Annotated in this window: 26 protein-coding genes and 2 tRNA genes; 13 read left to right on the forward strand and 15 right to left on the reverse strand. The window is 71.2% G+C overall.

The annotated features are described in order from the left end of the window. Nucleotides 1-7: 7 nt before the first annotated feature. Genes NAG42_RS01165 through NAG42_RS01175 form a run of 3 tightly spaced genes read left to right on the forward strand, consistent with a single transcriptional unit; the run spans nucleotide 8 to nucleotide 3,417 of the window. On the forward strand, nucleotides 8-205 hold the full coding sequence (locus NAG42_RS01165; protein ID WP_250027332.1) for a cold-shock protein: 198 nt from the start codon (nucleotides 8-10) through the stop codon (nucleotides 203-205). 54 nt (nucleotides 206-259) lie between these two features. After that, nucleotides 260-2,533 (forward strand): RNA degradosome polyphosphate kinase, encoded by a 2,274-nt coding sequence (locus NAG42_RS01170; protein ID WP_250027333.1) that lies wholly within the window; start codon nucleotides 260-262, stop codon nucleotides 2,531-2,533. 14 nt (nucleotides 2,534-2,547) lie between these two features. Next, nucleotides 2,548-3,417: an NUDIX hydrolase gene (locus tag NAG42_RS01175; protein ID WP_250027334.1), complete on the forward strand. Its 870-nt coding sequence runs from the start codon at nucleotides 2,548-2,550 to the stop codon at nucleotides 3,415-3,417. On the opposite strand, the gene NAG42_RS01180 is transcribed toward NAG42_RS01175, so the two are convergent. From NAG42_RS01180 to leuC, 4 genes are all read right to left on the reverse strand, one after another. Next, a complete protein-coding gene (locus NAG42_RS01180; protein WP_250027335.1) occupies nucleotides 3,374-3,799 on the reverse strand; it encodes a hypothetical protein in 426 nt (141 codons plus the stop codon). The two genes, NAG42_RS01175 and NAG42_RS01180, sit on opposite strands and share 44 nt — an antisense overlap. Nucleotides 3,800-3,907: 108 nt before the next feature. Next, the gene (locus NAG42_RS01185; RefSeq protein ID WP_250027336.1) at nucleotides 3,908-4,750 is read right to left on the reverse strand and encodes an HU family DNA-binding protein; all 843 of its coding nucleotides are present in this window, start codon (nucleotides 4,748-4,750) and stop codon (nucleotides 3,908-3,910) included. 217 nt (nucleotides 4,751-4,967) lie between these two features. Beyond that, on the reverse strand, nucleotides 4,968-5,555 hold the full coding sequence (leuD, locus tag NAG42_RS01190; RefSeq protein ID WP_250027337.1) for a 3-isopropylmalate dehydratase small subunit: 588 nt from the start codon (nucleotides 5,553-5,555) through the stop codon (nucleotides 4,968-4,970). Between the two features lie 15 nt (nucleotides 5,556-5,570). After that, nucleotides 5,571-7,010: a 3-isopropylmalate dehydratase large subunit gene (leuC, locus tag NAG42_RS01195; protein WP_250027338.1), complete on the reverse strand. Its 1,440-nt coding sequence runs from the start codon at nucleotides 7,008-7,010 to the stop codon at nucleotides 5,571-5,573. A gap of 49 nt (nucleotides 7,011-7,059) precedes the next feature. Between leuC and NAG42_RS01200 the strand changes: the two genes are divergently transcribed. From NAG42_RS01200 to NAG42_RS01220, 5 genes are all read left to right on the forward strand, one after another. After that, on the forward strand, nucleotides 7,060-7,746 hold the full coding sequence (locus tag NAG42_RS01200; RefSeq protein WP_023561932.1) for an IclR family transcriptional regulator: 687 nt from the start codon (nucleotides 7,060-7,062) through the stop codon (nucleotides 7,744-7,746). A 152-nt stretch (nucleotides 7,747-7,898) separates the two neighbouring features. After that, entirely contained in the window at nucleotides 7,899-10,616 is a 2,718-nt protein-coding gene (locus NAG42_RS01205) for an AAA family ATPase (protein WP_250027339.1), read from the forward strand. Between the two features lie 52 nt (nucleotides 10,617-10,668). Continuing rightward, nucleotides 10,669-11,502 carry an alpha/beta fold hydrolase gene (locus NAG42_RS01210; protein ID WP_250027340.1) on the forward strand — a complete coding sequence of 278 codons (834 nt, stop codon included), beginning with the start codon at nucleotides 10,669-10,671 and terminating at the stop codon, nucleotides 11,500-11,502. Next, nucleotides 11,499-12,302: an alpha/beta hydrolase gene (locus NAG42_RS01215; RefSeq protein ID WP_250027341.1), complete on the forward strand. Its 804-nt coding sequence runs from the start codon at nucleotides 11,499-11,501 to the stop codon at nucleotides 12,300-12,302. Before NAG42_RS01210 ends, NAG42_RS01215 begins: the two co-directional genes overlap by 4 nt. Continuing rightward, nucleotides 12,299-13,045 carry an MBL fold metallo-hydrolase gene (locus tag NAG42_RS01220; protein ID WP_250027342.1) on the forward strand — a complete coding sequence of 249 codons (747 nt, stop codon included), beginning with the start codon at nucleotides 12,299-12,301 and terminating at the stop codon, nucleotides 13,043-13,045. The genes NAG42_RS01215 and NAG42_RS01220 overlap by 4 nt, the downstream gene beginning before the upstream one ends. 129 nt (nucleotides 13,046-13,174) lie before the next feature. Here NAG42_RS01220 and NAG42_RS01225 read toward each other — a convergent pair whose 3' ends face one another. The 5 genes from NAG42_RS01225 to NAG42_RS01245 all read right to left on the reverse strand — a co-directional run bounded on the left by NAG42_RS01225 (nucleotide 13,175) and on the right by NAG42_RS01245 (nucleotide 15,742). Next, entirely contained in the window at nucleotides 13,175-13,492 is a 318-nt protein-coding gene (locus NAG42_RS01225; RefSeq protein ID WP_250027343.1) for a sigma factor-like helix-turn-helix DNA-binding protein, read from the reverse strand. A gap of 153 nt (nucleotides 13,493-13,645) precedes the next feature. Then, nucleotides 13,646-14,323, reverse strand: coding sequence for an N-acyl homoserine lactonase family protein (locus NAG42_RS01230; protein WP_250027344.1), 678 nt, complete (start codon nucleotides 14,321-14,323; stop codon nucleotides 13,646-13,648). Nucleotides 14,324-14,626: 303 nt separating this feature from the next. Beyond that, nucleotides 14,627-14,699: transfer RNA gene (locus NAG42_RS01235), tRNA-Glu, on the reverse strand. A gap of 98 nt (nucleotides 14,700-14,797) precedes the next feature. Continuing rightward, nucleotides 14,798-14,869 (reverse strand) — tRNA-Gln (locus tag NAG42_RS01240). Between the two features lie 69 nt (nucleotides 14,870-14,938). After that, on the reverse strand, nucleotides 14,939-15,742 hold the full coding sequence (locus NAG42_RS01245; protein ID WP_250027345.1) for an NAD(P)H-binding protein: 804 nt from the start codon (nucleotides 15,740-15,742) through the stop codon (nucleotides 14,939-14,941). A 45-nt stretch (nucleotides 15,743-15,787) separates the two neighbouring features. Between NAG42_RS01245 and NAG42_RS01250 the strand changes: the two genes are divergently transcribed. Continuing rightward, nucleotides 15,788-16,540, forward strand: coding sequence for a TetR/AcrR family transcriptional regulator (locus NAG42_RS01250; protein WP_250027346.1), 753 nt, complete (start codon nucleotides 15,788-15,790; stop codon nucleotides 16,538-16,540). Here the strand turns inward: NAG42_RS01250 and NAG42_RS01255 are convergent. From NAG42_RS01255 to NAG42_RS01270, 4 genes are all read right to left on the reverse strand, one after another. Beyond that, a complete protein-coding gene (locus NAG42_RS01255) occupies nucleotides 16,511-17,302 on the reverse strand; it encodes a fumarylacetoacetate hydrolase family protein (protein ID WP_250027347.1) in 792 nt (263 codons plus the stop codon). The two genes, NAG42_RS01250 and NAG42_RS01255, sit on opposite strands and share 30 nt — an antisense overlap. Before the next feature lie 96 nt (nucleotides 17,303-17,398). After that, on the reverse strand, nucleotides 17,399-17,668 hold the full coding sequence (locus NAG42_RS01260) for a helix-turn-helix transcriptional regulator (protein WP_250027348.1): 270 nt from the start codon (nucleotides 17,666-17,668) through the stop codon (nucleotides 17,399-17,401). A gap of 34 nt (nucleotides 17,669-17,702) precedes the next feature. Next, complete coding sequence (locus NAG42_RS01265; protein WP_250027349.1) at nucleotides 17,703-18,545, reverse strand: ABC transporter permease; 843 nt, start codon at nucleotides 18,543-18,545, stop codon at nucleotides 17,703-17,705. Continuing rightward, complete coding sequence (locus NAG42_RS01270) at nucleotides 18,542-19,468, reverse strand: ABC transporter ATP-binding protein (RefSeq protein ID WP_438872356.1); 927 nt, start codon at nucleotides 19,466-19,468, stop codon at nucleotides 18,542-18,544. Before NAG42_RS01270 ends, NAG42_RS01265 begins: the two co-directional genes overlap by 4 nt. A 179-nt stretch (nucleotides 19,469-19,647) precedes the next feature. Between NAG42_RS01270 and NAG42_RS01275 the strand changes: the two genes are divergently transcribed. Beyond that, entirely contained in the window at nucleotides 19,648-20,589 is a 942-nt protein-coding gene (locus tag NAG42_RS01275; RefSeq protein ID WP_250027351.1) for a 3-methyladenine DNA glycosylase, read from the forward strand. Here NAG42_RS01275 and NAG42_RS01280 read toward each other — a convergent pair. Both NAG42_RS01280 and arfB read right to left on the reverse strand, forming a co-directional pair. Beyond that, the gene (locus NAG42_RS01280) at nucleotides 20,576-21,337 is read right to left on the reverse strand and encodes an alpha/beta fold hydrolase (protein WP_250027352.1); all 762 of its coding nucleotides are present in this window, start codon (nucleotides 21,335-21,337) and stop codon (nucleotides 20,576-20,578) included. The genes NAG42_RS01275 and NAG42_RS01280 overlap by 14 nt on opposite strands. Next, complete coding sequence (arfB, locus tag NAG42_RS01285; protein WP_250027353.1) at nucleotides 21,337-21,765, reverse strand: alternative ribosome rescue aminoacyl-tRNA hydrolase ArfB; 429 nt, start codon at nucleotides 21,763-21,765, stop codon at nucleotides 21,337-21,339. Before arfB ends, NAG42_RS01280 begins: the two co-directional genes overlap by 1 nt. A gap of 15 nt (nucleotides 21,766-21,780) precedes the next feature. On the opposite strand from arfB, the gene NAG42_RS01290 reads away from it, so the two are divergent. Genes NAG42_RS01290 through NAG42_RS01300 form a run of 3 tightly spaced genes read left to right on the forward strand, consistent with a single transcriptional unit; the run spans nucleotide 21,781 to nucleotide 25,536 of the window. Continuing rightward, on the forward strand, nucleotides 21,781-23,130 hold the full coding sequence (locus tag NAG42_RS01290; protein ID WP_250027354.1) for a M16 family metallopeptidase: 1,350 nt from the start codon (nucleotides 21,781-21,783) through the stop codon (nucleotides 23,128-23,130). Then, a complete protein-coding gene (locus NAG42_RS01295; RefSeq protein WP_250027355.1) occupies nucleotides 23,127-24,473 on the forward strand; it encodes a M16 family metallopeptidase in 1,347 nt (448 codons plus the stop codon). The genes NAG42_RS01290 and NAG42_RS01295 overlap by 4 nt, the downstream gene beginning before the upstream one ends. A gap of 52 nt (nucleotides 24,474-24,525) precedes the next feature. Further along, entirely contained in the window at nucleotides 24,526-25,536 is a 1,011-nt protein-coding gene (locus NAG42_RS01300; RefSeq protein WP_250027356.1) for an endonuclease/exonuclease/phosphatase family protein, read from the forward strand. Nucleotides 25,537-25,564: the final 28 nt, after the last annotated feature.

The following is a 25,564-nucleotide window of genomic DNA, read 5'->3' on the forward strand; positions in this document are numbered from 1 at the left end:
TCGGGGTATGCAGGGAACCATCGCGACCTTCGACCCGGGCTCCCGCAGCGGCACACTGCTGCTCGACGACGGCACTGAGCTGGCCTTCGACGCCCCCGCCTTCGACGGCTCCGGGCTGCGGAAACTCCGCCTCGGCCAGCGGGTGGACATCGACGGCGGCGAGGACGGCCAGGTCCGCCAGGTGAGAATTCCGGGGGTCCGCTGAATCGCGTGAGCCGTGCTCGTTTCACGTTTCGCGGAAAACGGCAATGATGGTGCGATGCAGACCTCGCCCCGGAGCCCGGAGACCCGCCGGCGTGGCCCGAACGGCCGCTTTCTTCCTCGCCCGACCCCCGACAATCCGGCCGATCCGGCGCCCGTGAGCGAGAACGTGGTGGCCGCAACGGAAGATCTGATACCGACGGAGCCAGTGGTGACCACCAGCATCGAGACACCCGACCTGATCGAGCAGCCCGAGCGGCCGGAGCTGCCCGAGGACCGCTTCCTCAACCGGGAGCTCTCCTGGCTCGACTTCAACGCCCGCGTGCTGACGCTGGCCGAGGACCCGGGGACCCCGTTGCTCGAGCGGGCCAAGTTCCTGGCCATCTTCGCCAGCAACCTGGACGAGTTCTACATGGTGCGGGTGGCCGGCCTGAAGCGGCGGCTCAACGCCGGCCTGCCGATGCGCGGCGGTGACCGCTCCTCGCTGCGCAACCAGCTCGAGATGATCTCGCAGCGCACCGCGGATCTGGTGACCCGGCACTCGGCCTGCTTCTCCGACGAGGTGCGGCCGAAGCTGTCGGCCGAGGGCATCGAGATCGTGACGTGGGCCGACCTCGACGCCCCGGAGCGCGAGCGCCAGCGCACCTATTTCCGTGAGCAGGTCTTCCCGGTGCTGACGCCGCTCGCGGTCGACCCGGCGCACCCGTTCCCGTACATCTCGAACCGGTCCTTGAACCTGGCGGTCGTGCTGCGGGACCCGGACGACGCCGGGGGCGAGTTGTTCGCCCGGATAAAGGTTCCCAACAACGTGCCGCGGTTCGTGACCGTGCAGAACGACAGCCGGGCGGCCCGTTTCCTGCCCGTCGAGGAGCTCATCGCGGTCCACCTCGACCAGCTCTTCCCGGGCATGCAGCTGCAGGAGTGGCACCTGTTCCGGGTCACCCGCAACGCCGAGCTCGAGGTCGACGAGGACCGCGACGAGGACCTGCTGCAGGCGCTGGAGCGCGAGTTGGCCCAGCGCCGCTTCGGTCCGCCGGTGCGCCTCGAGGTGGCCGCCTCGATCAGCGACCACGTTCTCGACCTGCTCGTGCGCGAGCTCGACGTGGTCGGCTCGGACGTGCAGCGCGTGCCCGGCCTGCTCGACATGTCGGCCCTCTGGCAGGTTTTCGGGGAGTGTGACCGCGATGACCTCAAGGACCGCCCTTTCGTCCCGGCGACCCATCCGCAGCTGGCCGACGGCGAGGTGCCGCGGAGCGTATTCAACCGGCTGCGCGAGAGTGACATCCTGGTCCACCACCCCTACCACTCGTTCTCGACGAGCGTTCAGCGCTTCATCGAGCAGGCCGCGGCCGACCCCAACGTGCTGGCCATCAAGCAGACGCTCTACCGCACCTCGGGCGACTCGCCGATAGTGGACGCGCTAGTCGACGCGGCCGCCGCCGGCAAGCAGGTGGTGGTGCTGGTCGAGGTGAAGGCGCGCTTCGACGAGGTGGCCAACATCGCCTGGGCGCGGACGCTGGAGCGGGCCGGCTGCCACGTCGTCTACGGCCTGGTGGGTCTCAAGACCCACTGCAAGACCGCTCTGGTCGTACGCCAGGAGGGCAACCAGATCCGGCGCTACTGCCACATCGGCACCGGCAACTACCACCCCAAGACCGCCCGGCTCTACGAGGACTTCGGCATGCTGACCGCCGATCCCGAGGTCGGCGCCGACGTCACCGACCTGTTCAACGTCCTCACCGGCTACAGCCGTCAGCGGTCCTACCGCCGTCTGCTGGTGGCCCCGCACGGCGTACGCCAGGGTCTGATCGAGCGGATCGAGGAGCAGGCCCGCGTCGCCCGGGAGGGCGGCCCGGCGCTGGTGCAGATCAAGGTGAACTCGCTGGTCGACGAGGAGACCATCGACGCGCTTTACCGGGCCTCGCAGGACGGCGTCAAGGTCGACCTGATCATCCGCGGCATGTGCGCGCTGCGGCCCGGCGTGAGCGGCCTGTCGGACAACATCCGGGTCCGCTCGATCGTCGGCCGCTTCCTCGAGCACTCGCGGGTGTTCCGGTTCGGCGCCGGGGACGACGCGGAGTACTGGATCGGCTCGGCCGACATGATGCACCGTAACCTCGACCGCCGGGTCGAGGCGCTGGTGCGGGTGACCCTGCCGACCGCGCGCGAGGAGTTGCGCTATGTTCTCGACCTGTCGATGAGCGACGGCACCGAGGGCTTCGACCTGGCCGGTGACGGCACCTGGCACCGCAACCCGGGCAACCTCACCGACCCGCACGTCCACCTGCAGGAAGCCCTGCTGCGCCGGGTCATCGGCAAGCCGGTCAAGTGAGCCTGGGAGATCGAGTGACCGACACCGTCCGAGCCGCCGGCGGCGTGCTGATCCGCGACGACCGGGTGTGTCTCGTGCACCGTCCGCGCTACGACGACTGGGCGCTGCCCAAGGGCAAGCTCGACGGCGACGAGCACCCGATTCTCGGCGCCGTGCGAGAGGTGCGGGAGGAGACGGGCTGGAACGCCCGGGTGCGGGCCGCGCTGCCCCTGGTGGCTTACACGCTGCCCGACGGCCGCCGCAAGACGGTCGACTACTGGCTGATGGAAGCGGTCGGCGAGGGCGGACCGGTGCTGGACACCGACGAGGTCGACCGGGTCGAGTGGCTGCCGTTCGACGAGGCCGCGGCCCGGCTCAGCTACGACGACGAGCGGGCCGTGCTCCAGCACGCCGCCGCCCTGCCCGCGATCACCTCGGTGGTGGTGCTGGTGCGGCACGCGCACGCCGGCGAGCGCAAGAAGTGGTCGGGCAACGACGCGCTGCGCCCGATCGACGCGCAAGGGCAGTCCGAGGCCGAGTTGTTCGCCGCGCTGTGCGGCCCGATCGGCCCCGAGCGGCTCGTCTCGGCGACGCCGTTGCGGTGCAAGCAGACCCTGGAACCGCTCGCCGCAGCGCGCGGCAACCTGCCGATCGTGGTGGACGGCGCCTTCGCCGAGCCGGCCGAGGCCGACGAGGCCCCGGCCAAGGCCAAGCTGGCCGCGCAGCGCCTGCTCGATCTGCGTTCCGGCGGCCTGCCGGCGATCTGCAGCCAGGGCAAGATGATCCCGCACCTGATCGCCGCCCTGCTCGACGAGGCCGACGAGACGCCCTACAAGACGGCCAAGGGCGAGTCCTGGTTGCTCACCTGGGCCGGCGAGCGGCTGCTCGAGCCGGCTCGGCTCTGACCACCGGGACCGGGTCGGCCCGCCAGTAGCCGAGCAGGTCGCCGGTGAGCCACCGGGCCCGCCAGAGCTCGTCCTCGCGCGGCTCCCAGTCGCGCAGGGGCAGCAACGACAGCCGCCAGCCGAGCACACAGACCAGATACCAGTTGTAGAGCGGGATCAGACCCAGCCACGCGTCCCGCCGCCGGTACGAGGTCCACGGTGCCAGGACCCGCACGGCGAGTGCGGCCCAGGCCCCGGTCACCAGCCAGTCGAGCAGAGGCGACCCGGTGTACCGCTCGGCCAGCCCGCCGAGCGTCCAGCCCGGCACCACCGCGGCCGCGAAGACCAGCGCGGCGATCAGTGACCGGCCGACCAGCCCACGCGGCGATGCGTCACGCCCCATGTCCGCAGACGCTAGGCGGGCCACGGCATCCATGACCGGCACACGCGAAAGGCGTCCACCGTTCGGGTGGACGCCTTATCGGCCGTGCATGGAGCTCTCCAGGGGGATCTAGCGGGACTTACGGGCCGTGCTCGTGGCACGAGCCCGAGCCGGAGTCGCAGCGGTCGCCGCGGTGGTGGTCTTGCGGGCGGTCGTCTTCTTGGCAGCCGCCGTCTTGGTGGCGGTGCTCTTGGCCGGAGCCGCCTTGGTCGCGGCCGTCTTCTTGGCGGCCGTCGCCTTGGTGGCGGTGGTGGCCTTGGCGGCCGTCGCCTTCGTGGCGGTGCTCTTGGCCGGAGCGGCCTTGGTCGCCGCCGTCTTCTTGGCCGCCGTCGCCTTGGTGGCGGTGGTGGCCTTGGTGGCGGTGCTCTTGGCCGGGGCGGCCTTGGTGGCCGTCGTCTTCTTGGCCGCCGTCGTCGTCTTGGCGGCGGTGCTCTTGGCCGGAGCTGCTTTGGTCGCGGCCGTCTTCTTCGCTGCGGTCGACTTCGCCGCGGGGGTGGTGGTGCTCTTGGCCGGAGCCGCCTTGGTCGCGGCCGTCTTCCGCGCCGTGGTCGCCTTGGCGGCGGGCGCGGTGGCGGTGGCGGTGGCGGTGGCCTTGGTGGCCGTAGCCTTCTTGGCCGGGGCGGCGGCCTTGGCGACCTTGCCACTCGCGACCATCTCGCGGAAGGCCGTGCCGGGCTTGAAGGCCGGCACAGACGTTTTCTTCACTTTCACCGGCTCGCCGGTGCGCGGATTACGTGCCGTCCGCGCATTGCGTGCCCGCTTCTCGAAGACGCCGAAGCCGGTGATGGCCACTCGGTCGCCCTTGGTGACTGCGTTCTCCACCTCGCTGATGACAGCTTCAAGAGCGGCCGTAGCCGTCTTGCGGTCACCCAGTCGGGCTGCGAGCGCCTCGATGAGCTCGGCCTTGTTCACGATTTTCCTCCCGAACGTGAGAACTGAGGCTCGTAGGGGTCTTCTCCGTCGATTCGAGCCCCACTGGCCCAATGCGAGCCATTCTGCGCGCACCGTATGCCCTCTGACCAGCGGACACAAACATTCGTGTCAAAAAACCCCTTGTGTTGCAACGAATTCGCCCCCACCGGGGACCCGGTGGGGGCGAAAAAGCCTGTTCTGGCTTGGGAATCGAGGATCAGGCGACAACCGGCTTGTAGGACGGACGACCCTTCTCGTACGTGGTGATGGCGCTCTCGTGGCGCAGCGTCAGTCCGATGTCGTCGAGGCCCTCCATGAGGCGCCAGCGGCTGAAATCGTCGATGGGGAACGACCAGGAGGCGTCGTCGGCGACCACTCGGCGGCCTTCGAGGTCCACCGTGATCTGCTTTTCCGGCTCGCTTTCGGCCAGATCCCAGAGCGCCTCGACGGCCTTCTGATCGAGCTGGACCGGCAGCAGGCCCTCCTTGAGGGCGTTGCCCCGGAAAATGTCGCCGAAGCGGGCCGCGATGACCACCTTGAAGCCCCAGTCACGCAGCGCCCAGACGGCGTGCTGACGCGACGATCCGGTGCCGAAATTGGGGCCGGCGACCAGGATCGTGGAGCCCGCGTGAGCCGGGTTGTGAAGCACGAATCCGGGATCCTCGCGCCAGGCGCTGAACAGACCGTCCTCGAATCCGGTGCGGGTGACCCGCTTCAGATACACGGCCGGAATGATCTGGTCGGTGTCCACATCAGAACGGCGCAGCGGCATCACTTTGCCGCTGTGGCTGACGAACTTGTCCATCTCTCGTCCCTCGATCTAGAGGTCGGCCGGGGCGGCCAGCTTGCCCACCACGGCGGTGGCGGCGGCAACCTGCGGCGAGACCAGGTGGGTACGCCCGCCCTTGCCCTGCCGGCCCTCGAAGTTGCGGTTGGAGGTCGACGCGGCGCGCTCGCCGGGGCTGAGCGTGTCCGGGTTCATGCCCAGGCACATCGAGCAGCCCGCGAACCGCCACTCGGCGCCCGCCTCCGTGAAGATCTTGTCGAGCCCCTCGGCCTCGGCCGCCTCGCGCACCTTGTAGGACCCGGGCACGATCATCATGCGGACGCCGTCGTGCACCTTGTGACCGCGGATCACGTCGGCCGCAGCCCGCAGGTCCTCGATGCGGCCGTTGGTGCAGGAGCCCACGAAGACCACGTCGACCGCCACGTCCTTGAACGGCGTGCCGGGCTCGAGGGCCATGTATTCGAGCGCGCGGCGGGCGGCGCTGCGGTCGGTCTCCTCGACGAACTCCTCGGGATCGGGCACCACGCTGTCGAGCGGCGCGCCCTGCCCCGGGTTGGTGCCCCAGGTGATGAAGGGGCTGATGGCCGAGGCGTCCAGCACGATCTCGGTGTCGAACTCGGCGTCCTCGTCGGTCACCAGCGTCTGCCAGTAGGCCACGGCGGCGTCCCAGTCCGCACCCTGGGGCGCGTGCTCGCGGCCCTTGAGGTAGGCGAACGTGGTCTCGTCGGGCGCGATCATGCCGGCCTTGGCGCCCCACTCGATGCTCATGTTGCAGATGGTCATCCGGCCCTCCATGGAGAGCTTGCGGATGGCCTCGCCGCGATACTCCACGATGTGGCCGTTGCCGCCGCCGGTGCCGGTCTGCGTGATGAGCGCGAGGATCAGGTCCTTGGCGCTCACGCCCGGGCCCAGCTCGCCCACCACGGTGACCGCCATCGTCTTGGGCTTGGCCTGCGGCAGCGTCTGGGTGGCCAGCACGTGCTCGACCTCGCTGGTGCCGATGCCGAAGGCGAGCGCGCCGAACGCGCCGTGGGTCGCGGTGTGCGAGTCGCCGCAGACGATCGTCAGGCCGGGCTGGGTCAGGCCCAGCTGCGGGCCGATCACGTGCACGATGCCCTGATTGACGTCGCCCAGCGGGCGGATCTGGACACCGAACTCCGCGCAGTTCTTGCGCAACGTCTCGATCTGCGTGCGCGAGGTCGTGTCGGCGATCGTGAAGAGCTCGCCGCGCCGGGTGTTGAACGCCGGGTCGGCGTAACCGGTCGGCGTGTTGTGATCCTCGGTCGCGAGCGTGAGATCGGTGCGGCGCACCGGGCGGCCGGCCTGACGCAGGCCGTCGAAGGCCTGCGGGCTGGTCACCTCGTGCAGCAGGTGCAGGTCGATGTAGAGCAGATCAGGCTCACCCTCGGCAGCACGCACGACATGGTCGTCCCAGACCTTCTCGGCCAGGGTCCTCGGAGTGACTCCCACCATCTGGACATCCTAAATTCTGGGAGGTATGTTTCGGCTTGTGGGACACAGTATGAGCGGTGTCGGCGTTCTCGACAAGGCAGTGGTCATCCTGGCGGCCTGTGTCGACGGCGCCAGCCTGGCCGAACTCGTCGACCGTACGAAGCTGCCCCGGGCGACCGCACATCGCCTGGCCCAGGCCCTGGAGATCCATCGGATGCTGGTGCGCGACACCCAGGGCCGCTGGCGTCCGGGCCCGCGCCTGGGCGAGCTGGCCAACGCGGCGCCGGACGTGCTGCTGACCGCGGCCGAGCCCCTGCTTTCCGCATTGCGGGACGCGACCGGGGAGAGCGCGCAGCTCTACTTGCGCCGGGCCGACGAGCGCATCTGCGTGGCCGCGGCCGAGCGGGCCAGCGGTCTGCGCGACACCGTCCCGGTCGGTTCGGTGCTGCCCATGGTGGCCGGTTCGGCCGCCCAGATCCTGCTCGCCTGGGAGCCGCCCGAGGCGGTCATGCCGCTGCTGCCCCGGTGCAAGTTCACCGGCCGGACGCTGGCCGAGGTGCGCCGGCGCGGCTGGGCCCAGAGCGTGGCCGAGCGCGAGCCCGGTGTGGCCAGTGTCTCCGCCCCGATCCGGGACCGGACGGGCCGGGTGATCGCCTCCATCTCGATAAGCGGTCCGATAGAGCGTCTCGGCCGCCGTCCCGGTGAGCGTCACGCGATGGCCGTGGTGCGCGCGGGGCAGCGTCTGTCCGGCCTCTGACGCCGATCCCCGCGGCGTGCCGGCCGGTCTTTCGCGCACCTGATACGGCTTTTCGCGCAGGCTGATCGGCTCTCTGTGCACCCGCTCCGGCCCTGACTGCAGGCCGGTCCGCAGCCCGTGACCCACGGCCCCGGCGCCGATATGGTCGCCGCGTGCGGTTGATCGGCCGGGAGAACGAGTGCGCCACGCTCGACGCCATGCTGGCGAAGGCGCGACGCTCCTGGAGCGCGAGCCTCGTTCTGCGGGGCGATGCCGGGGTGGGCAAGACCGCGCTTCTGGCGTACGCCATCCGTGCCGCACCGGAGGCGCTGAGCCTGCGCGGCATCGAGTCCGAAGCGACCTTCCCGTTCGCCGCCCTGCACCGGTTGCTCATTCCCCTGCTGCCGCAGCGGGACCGGCTGCCGGCCGGCCAGCGCGCGGCCCTCGAGGTGGCGTGCGGCCTGGCCGACGGCCCCCCGCCCGATCTCTATCTGGTCAGCCTGGCCGCCCTCACGCTGCTGGCCGCCTCGCCCCGGCTGTGCGTGGTGGACGACGCCCAGTGGCTCGACCAGGAATCGTTGCGGTCGCTGGCCTTCGTGGCCCGACGCCTGCACGCCGAGGGCGTGGTGCTGCTGTTCGGCCTGCGCGGGGCCGGGCATCCCGATCTGACCGGCGTCCCGGCGCTCGACATTCCGGGGCTGGGCCGCGACGCCGGTGTGACGCTGCTGGGTGAGGTGGTCGGTGGGCCGCTGGACCGGCTGGTGGCCGTCTCGATCGTCGACGCGACCGGCGGCAACCCGCTGGCGCTGACCGATCTCGGTCGGGAACTGACCACCGGCGAACTCGTCGGGGGCACCCCGCTGCCCGACCCGATGCCGATCGGCAGCCGGCTGGAGGCGACCTATCTGGCTCGCGTGAACGGTCTCCCGGCGGCCACCCGCACCTGGCTGTTGCTGGCCGCGGCCGAGCCGCCCGGCGACCCCGGCCGCCTGACCGCGGCGGCCGCCGCCCTGGGCCTCTCCCCCGACGACGCCGAACCGGCCGAGTACGACCGTCTCGTGGTGGTGGGTCGCTCCGTCTCGTTCCGCCACCCGCTGGTGCGTTCGGCCGTCTACAACGGCGCCTCCGCCGCCGAACGCCGCCGGGTGCATGCCGCCCTGGCCGCGGTGACGATCGATCCGCAGGACGCCGATCAGCGGGCGTGGCACCGGGCCGCCGCGGCGACCGGACCGGACGAGCAGACGGCCACGGAACTGGCCCGCGTCGCCGACCGGGCCGGCGCCCGCGGCGGACATGCCGCCCGCGCCTCGTTCCTGGTGCGCGCGGCCGAACTGACCGGCTCGCCGGGCGCCCGGGCGGGACGGCTGCTGGCCGCGGCCGGTGCGGCGTTGCTGGCCGGTTCGCCGGTGCGGACCCTGGCCCTGCTCGACACGGCCGACGGCACGGTGCTCGGACCGGTCGGCCGGGGCGAGGCGCTGCTGCTCCGGGCCGTCGCCGGGACGAGCACCGGCGATCCGCAGGCGACGCGGGAGGCCTCGGCGATGTGCCTGGCCGCCGCCGCGTCGTTCGGGGCCGAGGCCCCCGTGCGGGTTCGCGATGCCGTGCTGCAGGCGGCGGACCACTCGATCGCGGTGGAGTCGTCCCTGCGGGGCACCACCCAGCGCGAGATCGCCGTGGCCGCCCGGGCCGTGCCCGCGGCTGACCCGCCGTCGGTGCCGGATCTGCTCCTGTCGGCGTACGCGAACTTCTTCGACGGCGGCTACCGGCAGGCCGGGCCGCACCTGCGGCGCGCGGCCGAGGCGCTGGCCGGCGCCGAGGCCGACGACGCCGAGGTGGTGCGGCACCTTACGCTCGGCGTGACGTTCTGCATGCTCACGTGGGACGACGTCAACCGTCTGACCATCCTGCGGCGGGCCGAGGCCCACGCCCGGGCCACCGGTGCTCTGCAGATGCTCGACCTGGTGATGTTCCTGACCGCGATGACCGAGACCTCGTTCGGCCGGCTGCTCGAGGCCGACCGGTTCGAAGCGACCGGCCGCCGTGTGCGCGAATCCATCGGGTCGACCACGGATCAGGAACAGATCTGGCGGCACCCGGAGCTGCTGGCCTGGCGGGCCGGTGACGGCGTGCACGAGGCCCTCCAGGGGATCCTGCCGGCCGCCGAGGCCCTCGGCTTCGGCTCGATGGTCTCGATCATGCGACAGAGCCTGGCCCTGATCGCCGTCGGTCGCGGCGACTACGCCGGTGCGATGGACGAGCTGGGCCGGCTGGTCGATCTGGGCACCCCCGGGCTGTACGCGCGGGTTCTGCCCGACCTGATCGAGTGCGCCCTGCGGGCCGGTGACCGGCGGATCGCCAAGCTGGCCGCCGCCGACCTCGAGGTGGCCGTGCGGTGCAGCGGGACACCGTGGGCGAAAGGTCTGCTGGCCCGGTCGCGGGCGCTGCTGGCGGCCGGGGACGCGGCTGAACCGCTCTACCGGGAAGCCGTGGAGCTGCTCTCCGACACGCTGGCGGTGGGCGATCTGGCCCGGGCCCACCTGCTCTACGGCGAATGGCTGCGCCGCCGCCGGCGCCGGGGTGACGCGCGGGTCCAGCTCGCGGCGGCGCTGCGCATCTTCGAGGCGGAGCGGGCCGGCGCGTTCGTCGAGCGGGCGTGCCGGGAGCTGGACGCGCTCGGCGGGAGCGTGCGGATCCCCGTACGAGAAAACGAAACGGCCCTGACCCCGCAGGAGGCCGCCGTGGCCCGCCTGGCCCGGGCCGGAGGCACCAACGCCGAGATCGCGGCGCACCTCTATCTGAGCGCCAGCACCGTGGATTACCACCTGCGCAAGGTCTACCGGAAGCTCGGTGTGCGCTCCCGGCGGCAGCTCCGCGAAAGTCTGCACGACTGACTACGCGCCGCACGGGATGCGCGGATGGGTGCGCTCCCAGAACGATCGGCGCATGGCCTTCGTGAGAGCCGCCGACGGTGCGGAGATCTTCTACAAGGACTGGGGGGCCGGACGGCCGGTCGTGCTCAGCCACGGCTGGCCGCTCAACGCCGACAGCTGGGAGTCGCAGCAGCGTTTCCTGGCCCGGCACGGATACCGCGCGATCGCGCACGACCGCCGCGGGCACGGGCGGTCCAGCCAGACGTGGCACGGCAACGAGATGGACACGTACGCCGACGATCTGGCCACGCTGATCGACACACTCGATCTGCGGCGGGTCACGCTGATCGGCTTCTCGACCGGGGGCGGCGAGGTGGCCCGCTATGTGGGGCGGCACGGCACCGCGCGGGTCGCTCAGGTGGTGCTCGTCTCGGCGGTGCCACCGTTCATGCTGCGGACGCCGGGCAATCCGGGCGGGCTGCCGGTCGAGATCTTCGACAGCCTCCGGGCCGGCTCCTTGGCCGATCGCTCGCAGCAGTACCGGGATCTGGCCGACGGGCCGTTCTTCGGCTACAACCGGCCGGGCGCCGACGTGTCGTCCGGCATCCGCCACGCCTTCTGGCTGCAGGCGCTGCAATCGGGGCACCACAACGCGTACGAGTGCATCGCGGCCTTCTCGGGCACCGATTTCCGCGCCGATCTGGACGCGATCGACGTGCCCGTTCTGGTCATTCACGGCGACGACGACCAAGTGGTGCCGTTCGCCGTCGGCGGGCAGGCCTCGGCCGCCCGCCTCAGATACGCGCGGCTGACCGTCTATCCGGCGGCGCCGCACGGCATCACCGACACCCATCGAGACCGACTCGGCTCGGATCTTCTCGCTTTCCTGAAGGAGTACGGCACATGACGCCCATCGTCCTGGTCCACGGTTTCTGGGTGACCCCGCGCAGCTGGGAGAACTGGAAGGCACACTACGAGGCCAAGGGTCATCAGGTCATCGCCCCGGCCTACCCCGGTTTCGAGGTCGAGGTGGAGGCGCTGAACGCCGACCCGACACCGATCGTGAACGTCACCGTGCCGCAGATCATCGCGCACGTCGAGGAGGCCATCCGCGCGCTGCCCGAGGCGCCGATCATCATCGGGCACTCGGCCGGCGGCGCGTTCACCCAGATTCTGCTCGATCACGGGTACGGGGTCTCGGGTGTGGCGCTCAACTCGGCGCCCACCGAAGGCGTACGGGTCGTGCCGCTTTCGCAGTTGAAGTCGACCTTCCCGGTCCTCAAGACGCCGGCCAACCGGCACAAGGCCATCCCGCTCACCTTCGAGGAGTGGAAATACGCCTTCACCAACACGTTCCCCGAGGACGAGGCGCGGGCCCTCTACGAGCGCTACGCGATCCCGGCCAGCGGCGGCATCCTGTGGGGCGGCGTGCTGGCCAACTTCCAGCCCGGCCACCAGGACACGTGGGTCGATTACCACAACGACAACCGGGCCCCGCTGCTGTTCGTCTCGGGCTCGGAGGATCACATCATGCCGCCGGCCATCCAGGAGTCGAACGCCAAGCACTACAAGTCCGCGACGATCACCGAGCGCCGCCAGTACGAGGGCTACGCCCACCTGTTGCCGGCCCAGAAGGGCTGGGAGCAGATCGCCGACGAGGTCCTCGACTGGGCCCTGACCCACGCTGTCGCCCGGCCGGCACAATGACCGCGCTGACCATCACGCACATCGGCGGACCGACGACCCTGGTCGAGCTGGGCGGGGTGCGGCTGCTGGTCGATCCGACCTTCGACGCCCCCGGCCGGCGATACTCGTTCGGCTGGGGCACGTCGTCGCGCAAGACCACCGGCCCGGCCGTGCCGGCCGCTTCGCTCGGGCGGATCGACGGTGTGCTGCTCACCCACGACCAGCACGCCGACAACCTGGACGACGCCGGCCGCGCGCTGCTGCCGTCGGTGCCGGTGGTGGTGACCACCGTGGCGGCCGGGCGGAAGCTCGGCGCGACCGGCCTGGCTCCCTGGGAGACCACGAAGATCGACAGCTTGGAGGTCACCGCCACCCCGTCCCGGCACGGTCCATCGTGGAGCGTACCGATCGTCGGCCCGACAACCGGTTTCGCCCTGCGAGTGCCCGGCTCCCCCTCGGTGGTCTGGATCTCGGGCGACACCGTGCTCTTCCCCGGCGTGCTGGAGGTGGCCGACCGCTTCACCGTCGACACCGCGATCCTGCACCTGGGCAAGGTTCAGTTCGGCCTGACCGGCCCGGCCCGCTTCACCATGACCGGCCGCGACGCGGTGGCCCTGTGCGATCGCGTCAAACCGCGCCGGGTGGTGCCCGTGCACTACGAGGGCTGGTCGCACTTCCACGAGGGACGGCCGCAGATCGAGGCCGCCTTCCCGCCGGGCACGCTGACCTGGCTCACTCCGGGGGAACCGACAACCCTGGCCTGAGCCGCTGGGCCCGGCTCAACAGGTATTGCCGCTCCACCGTGTCGGCGGTCAGTCCGGCCGCCGCACGGTAGAGCCGCGCCGCGGGCCGTACGCCCGGGCCACCGCGACCGAGATCGGTGCCCTCCCGGATCAGTCGCCCCGGTCGAGACGGTCGCCGCTGATGGCGATGTAACCCTCGTTGAAGACGAGATAGAGCGCCCGCCGGACCGTGTCCGTCCGGGCCGCCCGATCGGCGTCCACCGGCGGTGTGAAACGGGCGCCGGCGCTGAGCAATCGCTGCTTGGCCCGGCTGATCCGGGCGCTCGTGGTGTTCTCGCCGATGCCGTACGCGTGGGCGATCTCGGCGGTGGTGAGCCCGCCCACGGCGCGCAGGGTCAGGGCCACCTGGGCGTCGGCGGCGAGCGCGGGGTGGCAGCAGAGAAGCAGGAGGGTGACGCTGTCGTCCACGGTGGACACCGGTCCGGGCGGCCCCGCCGTGGCCGCCTCGTGCTCCCGTCGCCGCCGGGCCTGGTCGGAGCGCAGCAGATCGACCAGACGGCGGTAGCCGATCCGGGGCGAGCATCTGGACGAGGCACGAGATCACGAAGAAGGGTCCGGCCCTCAGGAGGGTGTCCAGACCGCGTTGTCGTGGGCGAAGAAGATCTGCTTCGGGTCGAAGGCGAGCAGCCGGTCGAGCCAGGCGGGCTGCGCCCCGACTTCGGCGTGCCGCCCCAGCACGTCGCCGGTGAAGAGCGTGGCGTTGTCATGGCTCTGACCGGCCACGATCACCGTGCCGTCGCCGCGCCGCACCACCAGCGACTGGTGTCCCGCGGTGTGCCCCGGCGTGGGCACGATGTGCACACCCGGCGCGATCTCGGCGTCCCCGTCCAGCTCCTCGATCCGAGCCCCCGGGTGGTCGACCAACTCGGGCAGGGTGTGGCTCTCGACGGCCCGGGCCAGTGCGAGTTCGGCCCGCTGCGCGAAGACCGGCCGCCCGGTCAGCTCCACGTTCCCTCCACAGTGATCAAAGTGGAGGTGGCAGTTCATCACCGCCCGAACATCGCTGACCTCGGCCCCCGCGGTCTTGAGGGCGGCGCTGAGAGCAATCCGTTTCGGCCGATACCAGGCGTCGACCTCCTCGTTGCCGCCCATACCGGTATCAACCAGGATCAGCCCGGCCGACGGATGCTCCACGAGATACCCCAGAGTCGGCTCGACGCGAGCCATCCCGGTCCCTGTCTCGTCGGACGGCCGAACGAAGTAGCCGTAGTTGATCCGCCGCACAGTCGCATAGCTCACACCGCCAAGCTATCCCGCCACATCCACGGTCATCCGCGGGCCCGCCCGGTCGGCATTCACCAGGAGACGAGCTCGGTCAATGTGGCGTTGAAGCCCCCCACCCACCAGCGGCACCCAACGGCACCCAACGGCACCCAACGGCACCGTGATAGCCGGAAGGTTCGGCCGCGCCAGCGGCCGGAAACATGCGCACCCACCCACCAGCAGTTACCAACCGCACCGTGGGGGTCTGGGGGCTCGGCCCCCAGGCAGAATGCGAAATGACCCCGTTCGCGCTTTCTGCGAACGGGGTCACCCGGAATGTAGCCCCGAAGGGATTCGAACCCTCGCTACCGCCTTGAGAGGGCGGCGTCCTAGGCCGCTAGACGACGGGGCCAGGACTTGCTTTGTACTACTTTGTGCTTCCGCTCTCGCGTTTGCGACGGGCCGAACTCTATCAGAAGTCCAGCGCCGCCCCTCGCGGGAGTGGTAGCGCTGGGGTACCAGGACTCGAACCTAGACTAGCTGAACCAGAATCAGCCGGGCTGCCAATTACCCCATACCCCATTCGGCCCGGTTCCCCGTGCCGAGAGAGAACTTTACCTGACGCCCTGGGGGCAACCAAATCGGGTTACCTCATCGGAAGAGGGCGGCGTGGGTGCGGGCCCACTGCTCGTACGTCGTGGCGGGCCGTCCGAGCAGGTCGGCGACCGTGGTGAGGGCCGCTTGCGGATGCTCGGCCAGCAGCGCCGCGCCCTCCAGGTACCACTCGGCGTACTCGCCCATGACCGGCCGCAACTGCTCGACCGCCTCGGCGGGGCCGAGTTCTACGTAGCGCAGTTCCCGACCCAGCGCGCGTCCGATGGCCTCGACCTTCTGCCGCCGGGTCAGCGACTCGGGGCCGGTGAGCTCATACGACTTGCCCTCGTGCCCCGGTTCGACGATCACCCGGGCCGCGACGGCCGCGATGTCCTCCTGGGCGATGGCCGCGTTGGCCGAGTCGGCGTAGCCGTCCCGCACGTCGTCACCGGCGCGGATCTGGGCGGCCCAGAGGGTGGAGTTGGCCATGAACTCGCCCGGTTCGAGGTGGGTCCAGGGCACACCGGAGGCTTCGACGCCGTCCTCGATCGCCTGCCAGTGGTCGCCTTTGGCCCCGGCCAGGTCGACGATGCGCCCGACGCCCGCTTCGGCGGCCAGCCGGCACGCTTCGAAGACTGTCGGCACGTGCGGCGCGAGATACATCACGTCGACCCCATCCAGGGCCGGCCGGAGGGTCGAGGGACGGCCGACGAAGCCGCGCACCACCTCGACCTCGTCGGGCAGTGCCGCCTTCGCCGGGTCGACAGTGAGGGCACGGACATCCGTCGCGCCCAGCGACAGCAGCTCGTCGACGACCATCCGCCCCACGTTGCCGGTGGCTCCGGTCACCAGGATCTTCATTCCCGTACCCCCAAAGGAAAGACTTCCCGTAGGGTATACGGAATAATGGAGGAGTTCAGCCCCCGGATTCTGCCGTTGCTGTGGCGGCGGTCGGTCCCGGCTCGCCGGGCGGTCGGCCGGCCGCCCCGGCTCAGCGTCGACATCGTGGTCACCACGGCGATCCGCCTGGCCGACACGGAGGGGCTCGAGGCGGCCTCGATGGCGCGCGTGGCGGCCGAGCTCTCAGTGGCGACGATGAGCCTTTACACGTACGTTCCGTCCCGCCCCGAACTGGTCGACCTCATGGTCGACGAGGTGCTCTGGGCGCGCGGCCTGACCAGCGACGGCACCTTCCGCGAGCGGGTGCTGCTCTACGCCGAGCGCACCTTCGCCATGTACCGGGCCCATCCGTGGCTGGCCGAGGTCCCCCGCGCTCGTCCACCGGTCGGGCCCGGGATGCTCGCCGAGCAGGAGTACGTGCTCGCGGCGGTGGCCACGCTCGGCCTGCCGGTGCGGGAGCTCAACCGCGCCGCCGCCGGCATCACGACCTGGGTCACCTCGGCCGCCCGGCACGAGGCGGAGAGCGCCCTGTTGCGCCGCACCACCGGGCTCAGCTCGGACGAGTGGTGGCAGCAGCGCGGCGAGCTGTGGGAGAACTGGTTCGACGTCGGCTCGCACCCCACGATGACCATGATCTGGAACGCCGGCGCCTTCGACCGGGGCGCCGACCAACAGGCCCAGGACGCGTACGAATACGGCCTGGGCCTGCTGCTGGCGGGGATCGAGCGGTCAGTCGAGGGAGACGACCGGGTTCCGTAGCTCGCCGATGCCCTGGACGCTCACCGACACGGTGTCGCCGGGGGTGATCTGGCTGACCCCGGCCGGCGTGCCGGTCAGGATGATGTCGCCCGGCAGCAGGGTCATGACGTGCGACACGTAGGACACCAGGGTCGGGACGTCGAAGACCATGTCCTTGGTCCGGCCGAGCTGCACGGTCTCCAGCGCCTCGGGGTTGCGGCCCACCTCGGCGCGGATCTCGAGGTCGCTGACGTCGAGGCCGGTGACGATCCACGGACCGATCGGGCAGAACGAGTCGAAGCCCTTGGCCCGGGTCCACTGCGGGTCACTGCGCTGCAGGTCACGCGCGGTCACGTCGTTGCCGATGGTGTAGCCGAAGATCGCCTTCTCGGCGCCGGCCCGGTCGACGCGGCGGGCGCCGGTCGCGCCGATCACCACGGCCAGCTCGCCCTCCTCCTCGACCCGCTGCGACTGCGGGGGCAGCCGGATCGCGTCGTTCGGCCCGATCACCGAGGTGGAGGGCTTGATGAAGATCAGCGGCTCCTTGGGCACCTCGTTGCCGTGCTCAGCGGCGTGGTCGGCGTAGTTGCGGCCGACCCCGATGACCTTGCTGGAGAAGATCGGGGCGAGCAGGCGGACGTCGGCCAGCGCCCAGCGCTGACCGGTGAACCGGACCTCCTCGAACGGCAGCGAGCTGATCTCGGCGACGGTCAGGCCCGACGCGTCACCCTCGACGACACCGAAAGACACTCCTCCGGCATGAACAAAACGGGCGAATCGCACGGCTAATCCCCTCTTCACGGCTGACAGCTCTCGGCAGGAAATCTACGCCGAGCCAGCGGGCCGGCCCCAGTGACGTACGGCAGACCGGCGCACCGATCAAGCCGGGCCGCCGCCGTTGGCCGCCGCGCCGTTCGCGGTCGCTCCCAGCCGGGGGAAGGGATCGAGCGAGAAGATCACCTCGACCGGCACCTCGAAGTAGCGGCTCAGGCGCAGGGCGAGATGCAGGCTCGGGCTGAACTCCCCGCGCTCCAGGTAGCCCACCGTCTGGTAGTGCACACCCAGGGCGTCGGCGAGTTCCCGCCGCGAGATGCCACGTTCGGCCCGGAGCATCGCGATCCGGTTGTAGGTGACCTCGCCGTTGCTCATCTGCTCTCTCTCACGCGACTCCTTCTCCGGCGGCCTAGCGCACCACGCTGGTCAGGGCCCGCTCGCGCCGGGCGGCGACCGCGGAGCCGGACTCGCGCCGCGCCATCCGCCGAAGCAGCACCGGGGCCAGCGCCAGCCCGGCGATCGCCCAGACCGCGAGCACGCCGAATGTGGCTAAGTGGCGCCAGGAGCCGCCCAGCTCGACCGCCGCAAGCGAGTCGGGCAGGAACGCCGACCGCATGCCCAACCCTAACCAGTAGATCGGGAAGAGCTGCCCGATCCCCTGCAGCCACCCCGGCATCGCGCTGAGCGGATAGAAGATGCCGGAGATCGCCACGACGCCGAAGATCGGCAACATGATCAGGCCGAAGCTGCGCGGGTTGTCGAAGAGGGAGCCGATCGCCGCGCCGATCGGCACGGTGGCCACGACCGCGAGCGGGAGCAGCCAGAGCAGTGTCAGAGTCCCACCGAGGTCGACCGCCAGACCGTCCACCAGAAACAGACCGGGCACCAGCACGACCAGTACGGAAGCGAGCGTCATGCCACCGACGCCGACCACCTTGCCGATCAGATAGCCGTTCATGCCGTTCGGCGTCGCCTTCGCCCGCAACAGCGTGCCGTCCTCGCGGTCGACGATCAGGTATTGAGCGATGGTGATCAGGCCACCGAAGGCCACCAGCATGCCGATCGAGCTCGGCAGCGTGCTGGCACCGAGCGAGAAATCGGTGCCCGGCACGCGGGCGTCGTCCATGAAGAACAACGTGACGAGCAGCCCGATCGACGGGAAGAGGTAACCCCACAGGTCCATCGCATTGGTCAGGGTGTGGCGGAACTCGATGAGGCCACGGGCGACGCCGACCCGCAGTGTCTCGATCATTTCGGGCCTCCCTCGAAGTCGTGCACCAGGCGCATGTATGTGTCCTCCAGACTGTTGCGCCGCACCTCGAGGTCGGCGATGTCGTCGCCGTACTGCTGGAGCAGCTCGCGCAGGTGGGGAACCGGGTCGGCCGCGGAGTGCACGAACCGCTGCCCGTCGCGGGTCCAGCGGATCTCGCTCTCGCCGGCCACCCGGCGCGACAGCTCGTCGGCCGAGCCGTCGGCGATGATGCGACCACCGGACAGGATGAGGATGCGGTCGGCCAGCTTCTCGGCCTCGTCGAGGTCGTGCGTGGTGAGCAGGATCGTGGTGTCGTCCACATCGGTCAGCCGGTGGACCAGGTCGTGGAAGTCGCGCCGGGCCTCGGGGTCGAACCCGACCGTGGGCTCGTCGAGGAAGAGCAGGTCGGGGCGGCCGACGATGCCGATCGCCACGTCGAGCCGGCGGCGCTGCCCGCCGGACAGCCGGAGGACCCGCTTGTCGGCCGAGGCGGTCAGGCCGACGACGTCGAGCAGGTCGTCGACGGGCCAGGGGCGGACCCGGGCCTCGGTGGAGTAGCGCCCGTAGTAAGCGCCGAGGTGGCCGAGCAACTCACGGACCCGCCACTTGCCGTGGTCGCGCCAGGACTGGAGCACCACGCCGATCCGAGCCCGCCACGCCTCGCCGGCCGACGCCGGGTCGGCGCCCAGCACCGTCACCTCGCCCGAGGACCGGACGCGAAAGCCCTCGAGGATCTCGATCGTGGTCGTCTTGCCCGCACCGTTCGGCCCGAGCAGGGCGAGCACCTGCCCGCGCCGCGCGGCGAAGGTCACACCTTGCAGCACGTCCTTGGCGCCATAACGCATGCGCAGGTCACGGACGTCGATGACCCGCTCGGCGGGCGGCACCTCGGTGCCGGCCTCGAGCGCCGGAGTCAGAGTCATTCCTTCCATGTCGTGCACGCTATCAAGGATGTAGTAGGTGTACTACATACTTAAGTAGGTGTTCGGCATTCGACAAAGTCCGGTCGAAATGGAGGTAAATGCCGGGAACGAGCGCGACGCCGATGCATTCGCGCCCCACGGTGATCGTGTTGATCGCTTCGGCTGGATACGCTGGGCCCATGGGGATCAAGCAGGTGAGGGCACTCACCACCACGCTGCCCTCGGTCACCTGGATTCCCCTGGCCCGGGCGCACGCCGAGCGGGCCGACGAGATGACCGCGGGCCACCGCGTCCGGCGCGCCTCCGGCGAGAAGCATGCCATCGAGGATTTTCTCTACGACTACTACGGCACCCGGCCCTCGGTGCTACGGCGCTGGCACCCCGGCGTCGGCACCGGACTGTCGCCCGCGCCCGACGGGCTGGCCGAGCACTCGGCGTGGAAGTTCTACATGACCTATCCCGACGGTGTGGTCACCCTCGACCAGGATGCCTACCTGCACGCCCGCGGTGAGAGCGTGCGCTACATCCACGGGCTGCTCACCGCGACGGCGTCCCGCCCCGTCTTCTCGGGCTGTTTCGGCCTGCACGAGTGGGCGATGGTCTATCGCGACCCTGAGCACCGCCACCCCCTGCCGCTGCGCCTCGGCCAGGCCGAGACCGACCGGGTGGTCGAGCAGAACCCGATCCGCTGCACCCACTTCGACGCGTTCCGCTTCTTCACCCCCGAGGCGGTGGGGCTCAACCGGTTGCAGCCCACCCGGGCCACCCAGGTCGACCTCGACCAGCCCGGCTGCCTGCACGCCGCGATGGACGTGCACAAGTGGGCGACCAAGCTCGGCCCCGCCGTGCCGGGCGCGCTGGCCCTCGACTGCTTCGCGCTGGCCATCGACATCCGCCTGCTCGACATGCAGGCCAGCCCGTACGATCTGAGTTCCTACGGCCACCCGCCGGTGAAGATCGAGACGCCCGAGGGCAAGGCGGAGTATGTGGCCCGCCAGCGCGAGTTCGCCCGCCGGGCGGCCGGCCTGCGGGCCCGCCTGATCCGTGTCTGCGAGGAGTTGCTCGGCTCCGAGAACGCCGCGCAGAACCGTGAAGCCGTGGCTCCTTTCAACCACCGCTGACAAAGTCGACGACCAACCGGGCCGTCTCCTCCGGAGCGTCCAGGTGCACGTCGTGCCCCGCGCCCGGCACGACGACCTGGCGGGCGGCGGTCATCCGGCCGGCCTCCTCGGCCGGGATCGAGCCGTGCTCCCCCAGGATCTGCAGCACCGGCACGGTCAGGCTGTGCCACTCGGTCCACCGGGCCTCGGCGGCCACCCCGGCGATCGCCGCTTTCATGACGTCCGGGTCGAACCGCGGCCACAGTCCGTCGTCCCGGCGGTCCAGGTCGGCGATCCAGGCCTCGGTGATCGTGCGCTCGCCCAGAAAGGCCCGGGCCGCGTCCGCGTCGGCGAAGGGCAACGGCCACGAGGCGAACCAGGCTCGCAGCCGTTCCGGGTAGTCGTCGGTCGAGCCGCCCACACCGCCCTCGATCATCACCAGGCCCCGGACCATGCCGGGCCGGGCCGCGGCGGCCAGCATCGCGGTGTGCGCCCCCATCGACTGACCCACGAGCCAGGCCGGCTCCCCGGTCAGGGCGAGCACATCACCCACGTACGCCGCCCGGGACACCTCAGCCGGTCGGCGCTCGCTGTGCCCGTGGCCGCGCTGGTCGGGCACGACGACCCGGTGACCCGCGGCGATCAGGGCCTCGGCCAGGGGCGCCATCTCGGCCGCGCTCCCGGCCAGCCCGTGCAGCAGCACCACCAGTTCGCCGGCCGCGCCGCCGTGCAACACGGAGAGCCCGGCCCGGACGGAACGCTCCAGCATCAGTCGCCGGGATCCGGGCGGCGGTTGCGCTTGGTCTGACCGCGGCGCTTCTTCTCGGCGATGCGGCGTTCGACCGAGCCTCGCGAGGGGCGGGTGGCTCGTCGCCCGCGTGGCGGTGCCGCGATCGCCGAGGCGACCAGACCGGCCAGGCGGGCGGCCGCGGCCTCACGGTTGCGCAGCTGCGAGCGGTGCTCCGAGGCGGTGACGGTGAGCACACCCTGGACGAGGCGGTGACCCAGCCGATCGGCCGCCCGCTCCTTGAGCATCGGCGGCAGCAGCGCGCTGCCGCCCAGGTCCCAGGAGAGCTCGACCCGGGAATCCGTGGTGTTCACGCCCTGACCGCCGGGGCCGCTGGAGCGCGAGAACCGCCAGGCGAGCTCGGCCGCCGGAATGATCAGGCGCTCATTGACCCGCACATCGTCCACCACGCCGCCCATCCTGGCATGCCGGCAAGGCAGTATGGACGGGTGACGTCACCCAGCGCGCCGGTCGTCGAGACCGGCTATCCGTGGCCCATCGAAACGACGCGCCTCGACAACGGCCTCCGGGTCGTGGTCAGTGAGGACAGGACCGCCCCGGTGGTCTGCGTCAATCTCTGGTACGACGTCGGCTCGCGCCACGAACCAGCCGGGCAGACCGGGTTCGCGCACCTCTTCGAGCACCTGATGTTCGAGGGCTCGCAGCATGTGGCCAAGACCGAGCACATGCGGCTGGTGCAGGGCAACGGCGGCTCGCTCAACGCGACCACCAACCCCGACCGCACCAACTACTTCGAGACCATGCCGGCCGAGCACCTGGAGCTGGCGCTCTGGCTCGAGGCCGACCGGATGGGCGGCCTGGTGCCCGCCCTCACCCAGGAGACGCTGGACAACCAGCGCGAGGTCGTCAAGAACGAGCGCCGCCAGCGCTACGAGAACGTGCCCTACGGCGACGCCTGGCTGCGCCTGCTGGCCCTGCTCTACCCCGAGGGCCACCCCTATCACCACGCCACGATCGGCTCGATGGAAGACCTCAACGCCGCGAGCCTGGAGACGTTCAAGGCGTTCCATCAGCGCTACTACGCGCCCAACAACGCCGTGCTGACCGTGGCCGGCGACACCTCACCGGCCGAGGTGTTCGCGCTCGCCGAGAAGTACTTCGGCGTGATCGAGCCGGTCGCCGAGATCCCGCCCGCGCCCAAGAGCCACCTGGCCGGCCCGGCCACCTCGCCGGTCCGCGAGACGGTCACCGCGGACGTCCCGGCGCCGCGCCTCTATCTGTCGCACCGCACCCACCCGTTCGGCACGGCGGGGTACGACGCGATCACCGTGCTCGCCGCGGTGCTCGGCAACGGCCGCGGCAGCCGGCTCTACCAGCGCCTGGCCGACGGCTCGCGGATCGCCCAGCCCGACTTCATCGGGGCCTACGGCGTCGACCTGGCCCACGCCCCGGCTCCGCTGATCATCACCGCCACGGCCAAGGACGGCGTGTCGATCGAGACGCTCGAGGAGGGCGTGTCCGAGGTGATCGCCGGTCTGACCACCGAGCCGGTGACCGAGGAGGAGCTGTCGCGGGCCAAGGCGCTGCTGACCACCGCGTGGTGGCGGCAGGTGTCCACGGTGGGCGGCCGGGCCGACACCCTGGGCCGGTACGCCACCCAGTTCGGCGACCCGGCGACCGCGGCCTACCGCCTGCCGCAGTGGCTCGCGGTCACCGCCGACGACGTGACCGAGGCCGCCCGGTATGCCCTCCAGCCCGAGTCCCGGGTCACGCTGACCTACCTGCCCGAGGCCCAGAACGGGGAATCCGCATGACGCTCATCGCCACCCGCCCCGATCCGGGCGAGGCCCGTCCCTACACGTTCCCCGACCTGCAGCGGGTCACCGTGGCCGGCGGCACGGTGATCGCCGCCCACCTGCCGGGGCAGGCCCTGGCCAGCGCCATGCTGCTGCTCGACGCGGGCGCCGCCCGGGAGACGTCCGGCCGCGAGGGCACGGCCACCGTGCTGGCCAAGTCGCTGGAGGAGGGCACGGCCGAGCGCGACTCGGCCGCGTACGCCCTCGCTCTGGAGAGCCTCGGGGCCGAGCTGTCCCCCGGCATCGACTGGGACACGTTCCGGGTCGGCGTCTCGGCGCCGGTCCCGCAGCTGCTGGGTGCCGTGCGGCTGGCCGCCGAGGCGACGCGCACCCCGCGGCTCGACCGGGACGACGTCAACCGGGTGCGCGACGACGAGGTCACCGCGCTGCGGATGGACTGGGCCCAGCCCGGGCCGCGGGCCGACGCCGCCCTGCGGGCCGACCTGTTCGGGGCGGCCGAGCGGTTCGGCCGTCCGATGCACGGCGACCCGGCCTCGGTGGCCGCCGTCTCCGTCGACGACGTGCTCGCCTTCCACCAGGCCTGGCTCCGCCGCCCGGGTGTGCTGCTGGTCGCCGGCGACCTGGACACGCTCGACCTCGAGGCGCTGGGTGAGGCCGCGTTCGCCGGCACCGGGGGCGAGCCGCTGGCCGTCGAGCCGCCGCTGGGCGTGCCGGTGCGCGACCAGCGCCGGATCCTGCTGGTCGACCGGCCCGGCTCGGTGCAGTCCACGCTGCGCCTCGGGCACCGCGCGCCCGAGCGGGCCACACCCGACTACGTGTCGATGACACTGGCCGCCACGGTGCTGGGCGGCGCCTTCACCTCTCGCCTCAACCACCTCATCCGCGAGGTCAAGGGCTACACGTACGGCATTCGCGGCTCCTACGCGATGAGCCGGCGCTTCGGCCGCTTCGAGGTGGCCGCGGGCGTGCAGACCGCGGTGACCGTCCCGGCCATCGTCGACACGCTGGGCGAGATCGACCGCACCCAGGAGTTCGGGGTGACCGAGGACGAGCTGGCCGTGGCCCGGTCGTGGCGGGCCGGGCAGCTGTCGGTCGAGATGCAGACGCCGGGCTCGATCGTCGGCGCGCTGAGCACGCTGGTCGTGCACGGCCTGCCCGACGATTACTACGCGACGCTGCGCCGGCAATACCTGGAGACCCCGCTGGCCGAGGTGTCGGCGGCGGCCGCGGCCCACCTGCGGCCGCACGGGCTGACCCTGGTCGTCGAGGGTGACGCGGCGATCATCCGGGACGAGCTGGTGGCGGCCGGGATCGGCGACGTGGTCGACGCGGAGATCTGAATCACCCGGAGTTCCCAGAGTGCGGCCAGGTGGGACCGATAGCTTTGCCGCCATGACGATCACCACGACGCCGGGCGAGGTCCGGCCGGGCCGGCGGGTGCGGCGCACTGTGCTGCTTCTGCTGCTGGCCCTGCCGGGCCTAGCCTGGGCGGCGGTCCGGCTCCTCGGCGCCGAGCGCGGCGTCCTGGTCCAGCTGGTCGCCTTCACGCCGTACGCGGGTCTGTGGTCCTTGATCGTGTTGATCATCACACTGTGGGCCCGCCGGTGGCTGGTCGCGGCGGTGGCCGGCCTGGCCGCCGTGATGTTCGCCGTCGCCGTGCTGCCCCGGGCCCTGCCCGACGCCGACCGGGGGCCGGCCGGCGGGATCCCGATGACGGTCATGACGGTCAACATGTTCATCGGCGCGGCCGACCCGGCGGCGGTCGTGCGCCTGGTCCGGGAGCACGACGTCGCGGTGCTGGCGGTGCAGGAGTTCACGCCCGAGTCGGCCGCCGGGCTGAGCGCGGCCGGCCTCGACGACCTGCTGCCCTTCCACGCGCTGGCCGACGAGATCGGCACCACCGGGTCGGGGCTCTACTCCCGCTATCCGATGACCGATCAGGCCTCGCGGCGCGGCGACGGGGGCGGGCTGCAGGACGGCAATCTCCAGGCGTACGCGACGATTCAGCCGCCCGGGGCGGGCCCGGTCTTCGTCGAGTCGGCCCACCCGCTCGCGCCGTACGCCCTGCGGGCCGAGGACGCCTGGCGGAGCGACCTGGCCGCATTGCCGCGGGCCGACCAGAGCGGGGTGCCGAGGCTGATCCTCGGTGACTTCAACTCGACGCTCGACCACGCCCCGCTGCGTGAGGTCATCGCGCACGGTTACCGCGACGCGGCCGACGCGGCCGGCCGGGGGCTGATCGGCACCTGGGGCCCGTACGCCGGTCTGCCGATCCCACCGGTGACGCTCGACCACGTGCTGGCCGACCGGCGGATCGGAGTGCGGGAGGTCTCGGTGCACGGGGTTTCCGGTAGTGACCATCGCGCGCTTGTCGCTTCGGTCACCCTTCCGCCCGCGTCATAGTTGGTCTGGCGCAGGGTCGCTAGCCTCG

Source organism: Paractinoplanes maris, from assembly GCF_023544465.1.
Lineage (GTDB): Bacteria > Actinomycetota > Actinomycetes > Mycobacteriales > Micromonosporaceae > Actinoplanes > Actinoplanes maris.

What these genes read in the sequence shown, in the direction of transcription:
- NAG42_RS01280 (WP_250027352.1), bottom strand. Translation starts at nt 21,337, where the DNA reads ATGCTGGAGCGTTCCGTCCGGGCCGGGCTCTCCGTGTTGCACGGCGGC.
- NAG42_RS01300 (WP_250027356.1), top strand. Translation starts at nt 24,526, where the DNA reads ATGACGATCACCACGACGCCGGGCGAGGTCCGGCCGGGCCGGCGGGTG.
- NAG42_RS01170 (WP_250027333.1), top strand. Translation starts at nt 260, where the DNA reads ATGCAGACCTCGCCCCGGAGCCCGGAGACCCGCCGGCGTGGCCCGAAC.
- NAG42_RS01250 (WP_250027346.1), top strand. Translation starts at nt 15,788, where the DNA reads ATGGAGGAGTTCAGCCCCCGGATTCTGCCGTTGCTGTGGCGGCGGTCG.
- NAG42_RS01200 (WP_023561932.1), top strand. Translation starts at nt 7,060, where the DNA reads ATGAGCGGTGTCGGCGTTCTCGACAAGGCAGTGGTCATCCTGGCGGCC.
- NAG42_RS01165 (WP_250027332.1), top strand. Translation starts at nt 8, where the DNA reads ATGCAGGGAACCATCGCGACCTTCGACCCGGGCTCCCGCAGCGGCACA.
- NAG42_RS01270 (WP_438872356.1), bottom strand. Translation starts at nt 19,468, where the DNA reads ATGACTCTGACTCCGGCGCTCGAGGCCGGCACCGAGGTGCCGCCCGCC.
- leuC (WP_250027338.1), bottom strand. Translation starts at nt 7,010, where the DNA reads ATGGTGGGAGTCACTCCGAGGACCCTGGCCGAGAAGGTCTGGGACGAC.
- NAG42_RS01215 (WP_250027341.1), top strand. Translation starts at nt 11,499, where the DNA reads ATGACGCCCATCGTCCTGGTCCACGGTTTCTGGGTGACCCCGCGCAGC.
- NAG42_RS01265 (WP_250027349.1), bottom strand. Translation starts at nt 18,545, where the DNA reads ATGATCGAGACACTGCGGGTCGGCGTCGCCCGTGGCCTCATCGAGTTC.
- NAG42_RS01220 (WP_250027342.1), top strand. Translation starts at nt 12,299, where the DNA reads ATGACCGCGCTGACCATCACGCACATCGGCGGACCGACGACCCTGGTC.
- NAG42_RS01290 (WP_250027354.1), top strand. Translation starts at nt 21,781, where the DNA reads ATGCCGGCAAGGCAGTATGGACGGGTGACGTCACCCAGCGCGCCGGTC.
- NAG42_RS01295 (WP_250027355.1), top strand. Translation starts at nt 23,127, where the DNA reads ATGACGCTCATCGCCACCCGCCCCGATCCGGGCGAGGCCCGTCCCTAC.
- NAG42_RS01180 (WP_250027335.1), bottom strand. Translation starts at nt 3,799, where the DNA reads ATGGGGCGTGACGCATCGCCGCGTGGGCTGGTCGGCCGGTCACTGATC.
- NAG42_RS01210 (WP_250027340.1), top strand. Translation starts at nt 10,669, where the DNA reads ATGGCCTTCGTGAGAGCCGCCGACGGTGCGGAGATCTTCTACAAGGAC.
- leuD (WP_250027337.1), bottom strand. Translation starts at nt 5,555, where the DNA reads ATGGACAAGTTCGTCAGCCACAGCGGCAAAGTGATGCCGCTGCGCCGT.
- NAG42_RS01275 (WP_250027351.1), top strand. Translation starts at nt 19,648, where the DNA reads ATGGGGATCAAGCAGGTGAGGGCACTCACCACCACGCTGCCCTCGGTC.
- NAG42_RS01260 (WP_250027348.1), bottom strand. Translation starts at nt 17,668, where the DNA reads ATGAGCAACGGCGAGGTCACCTACAACCGGATCGCGATGCTCCGGGCC.
- NAG42_RS01245 (WP_250027345.1), bottom strand. Translation starts at nt 15,742, where the DNA reads ATGAAGATCCTGGTGACCGGAGCCACCGGCAACGTGGGGCGGATGGTC.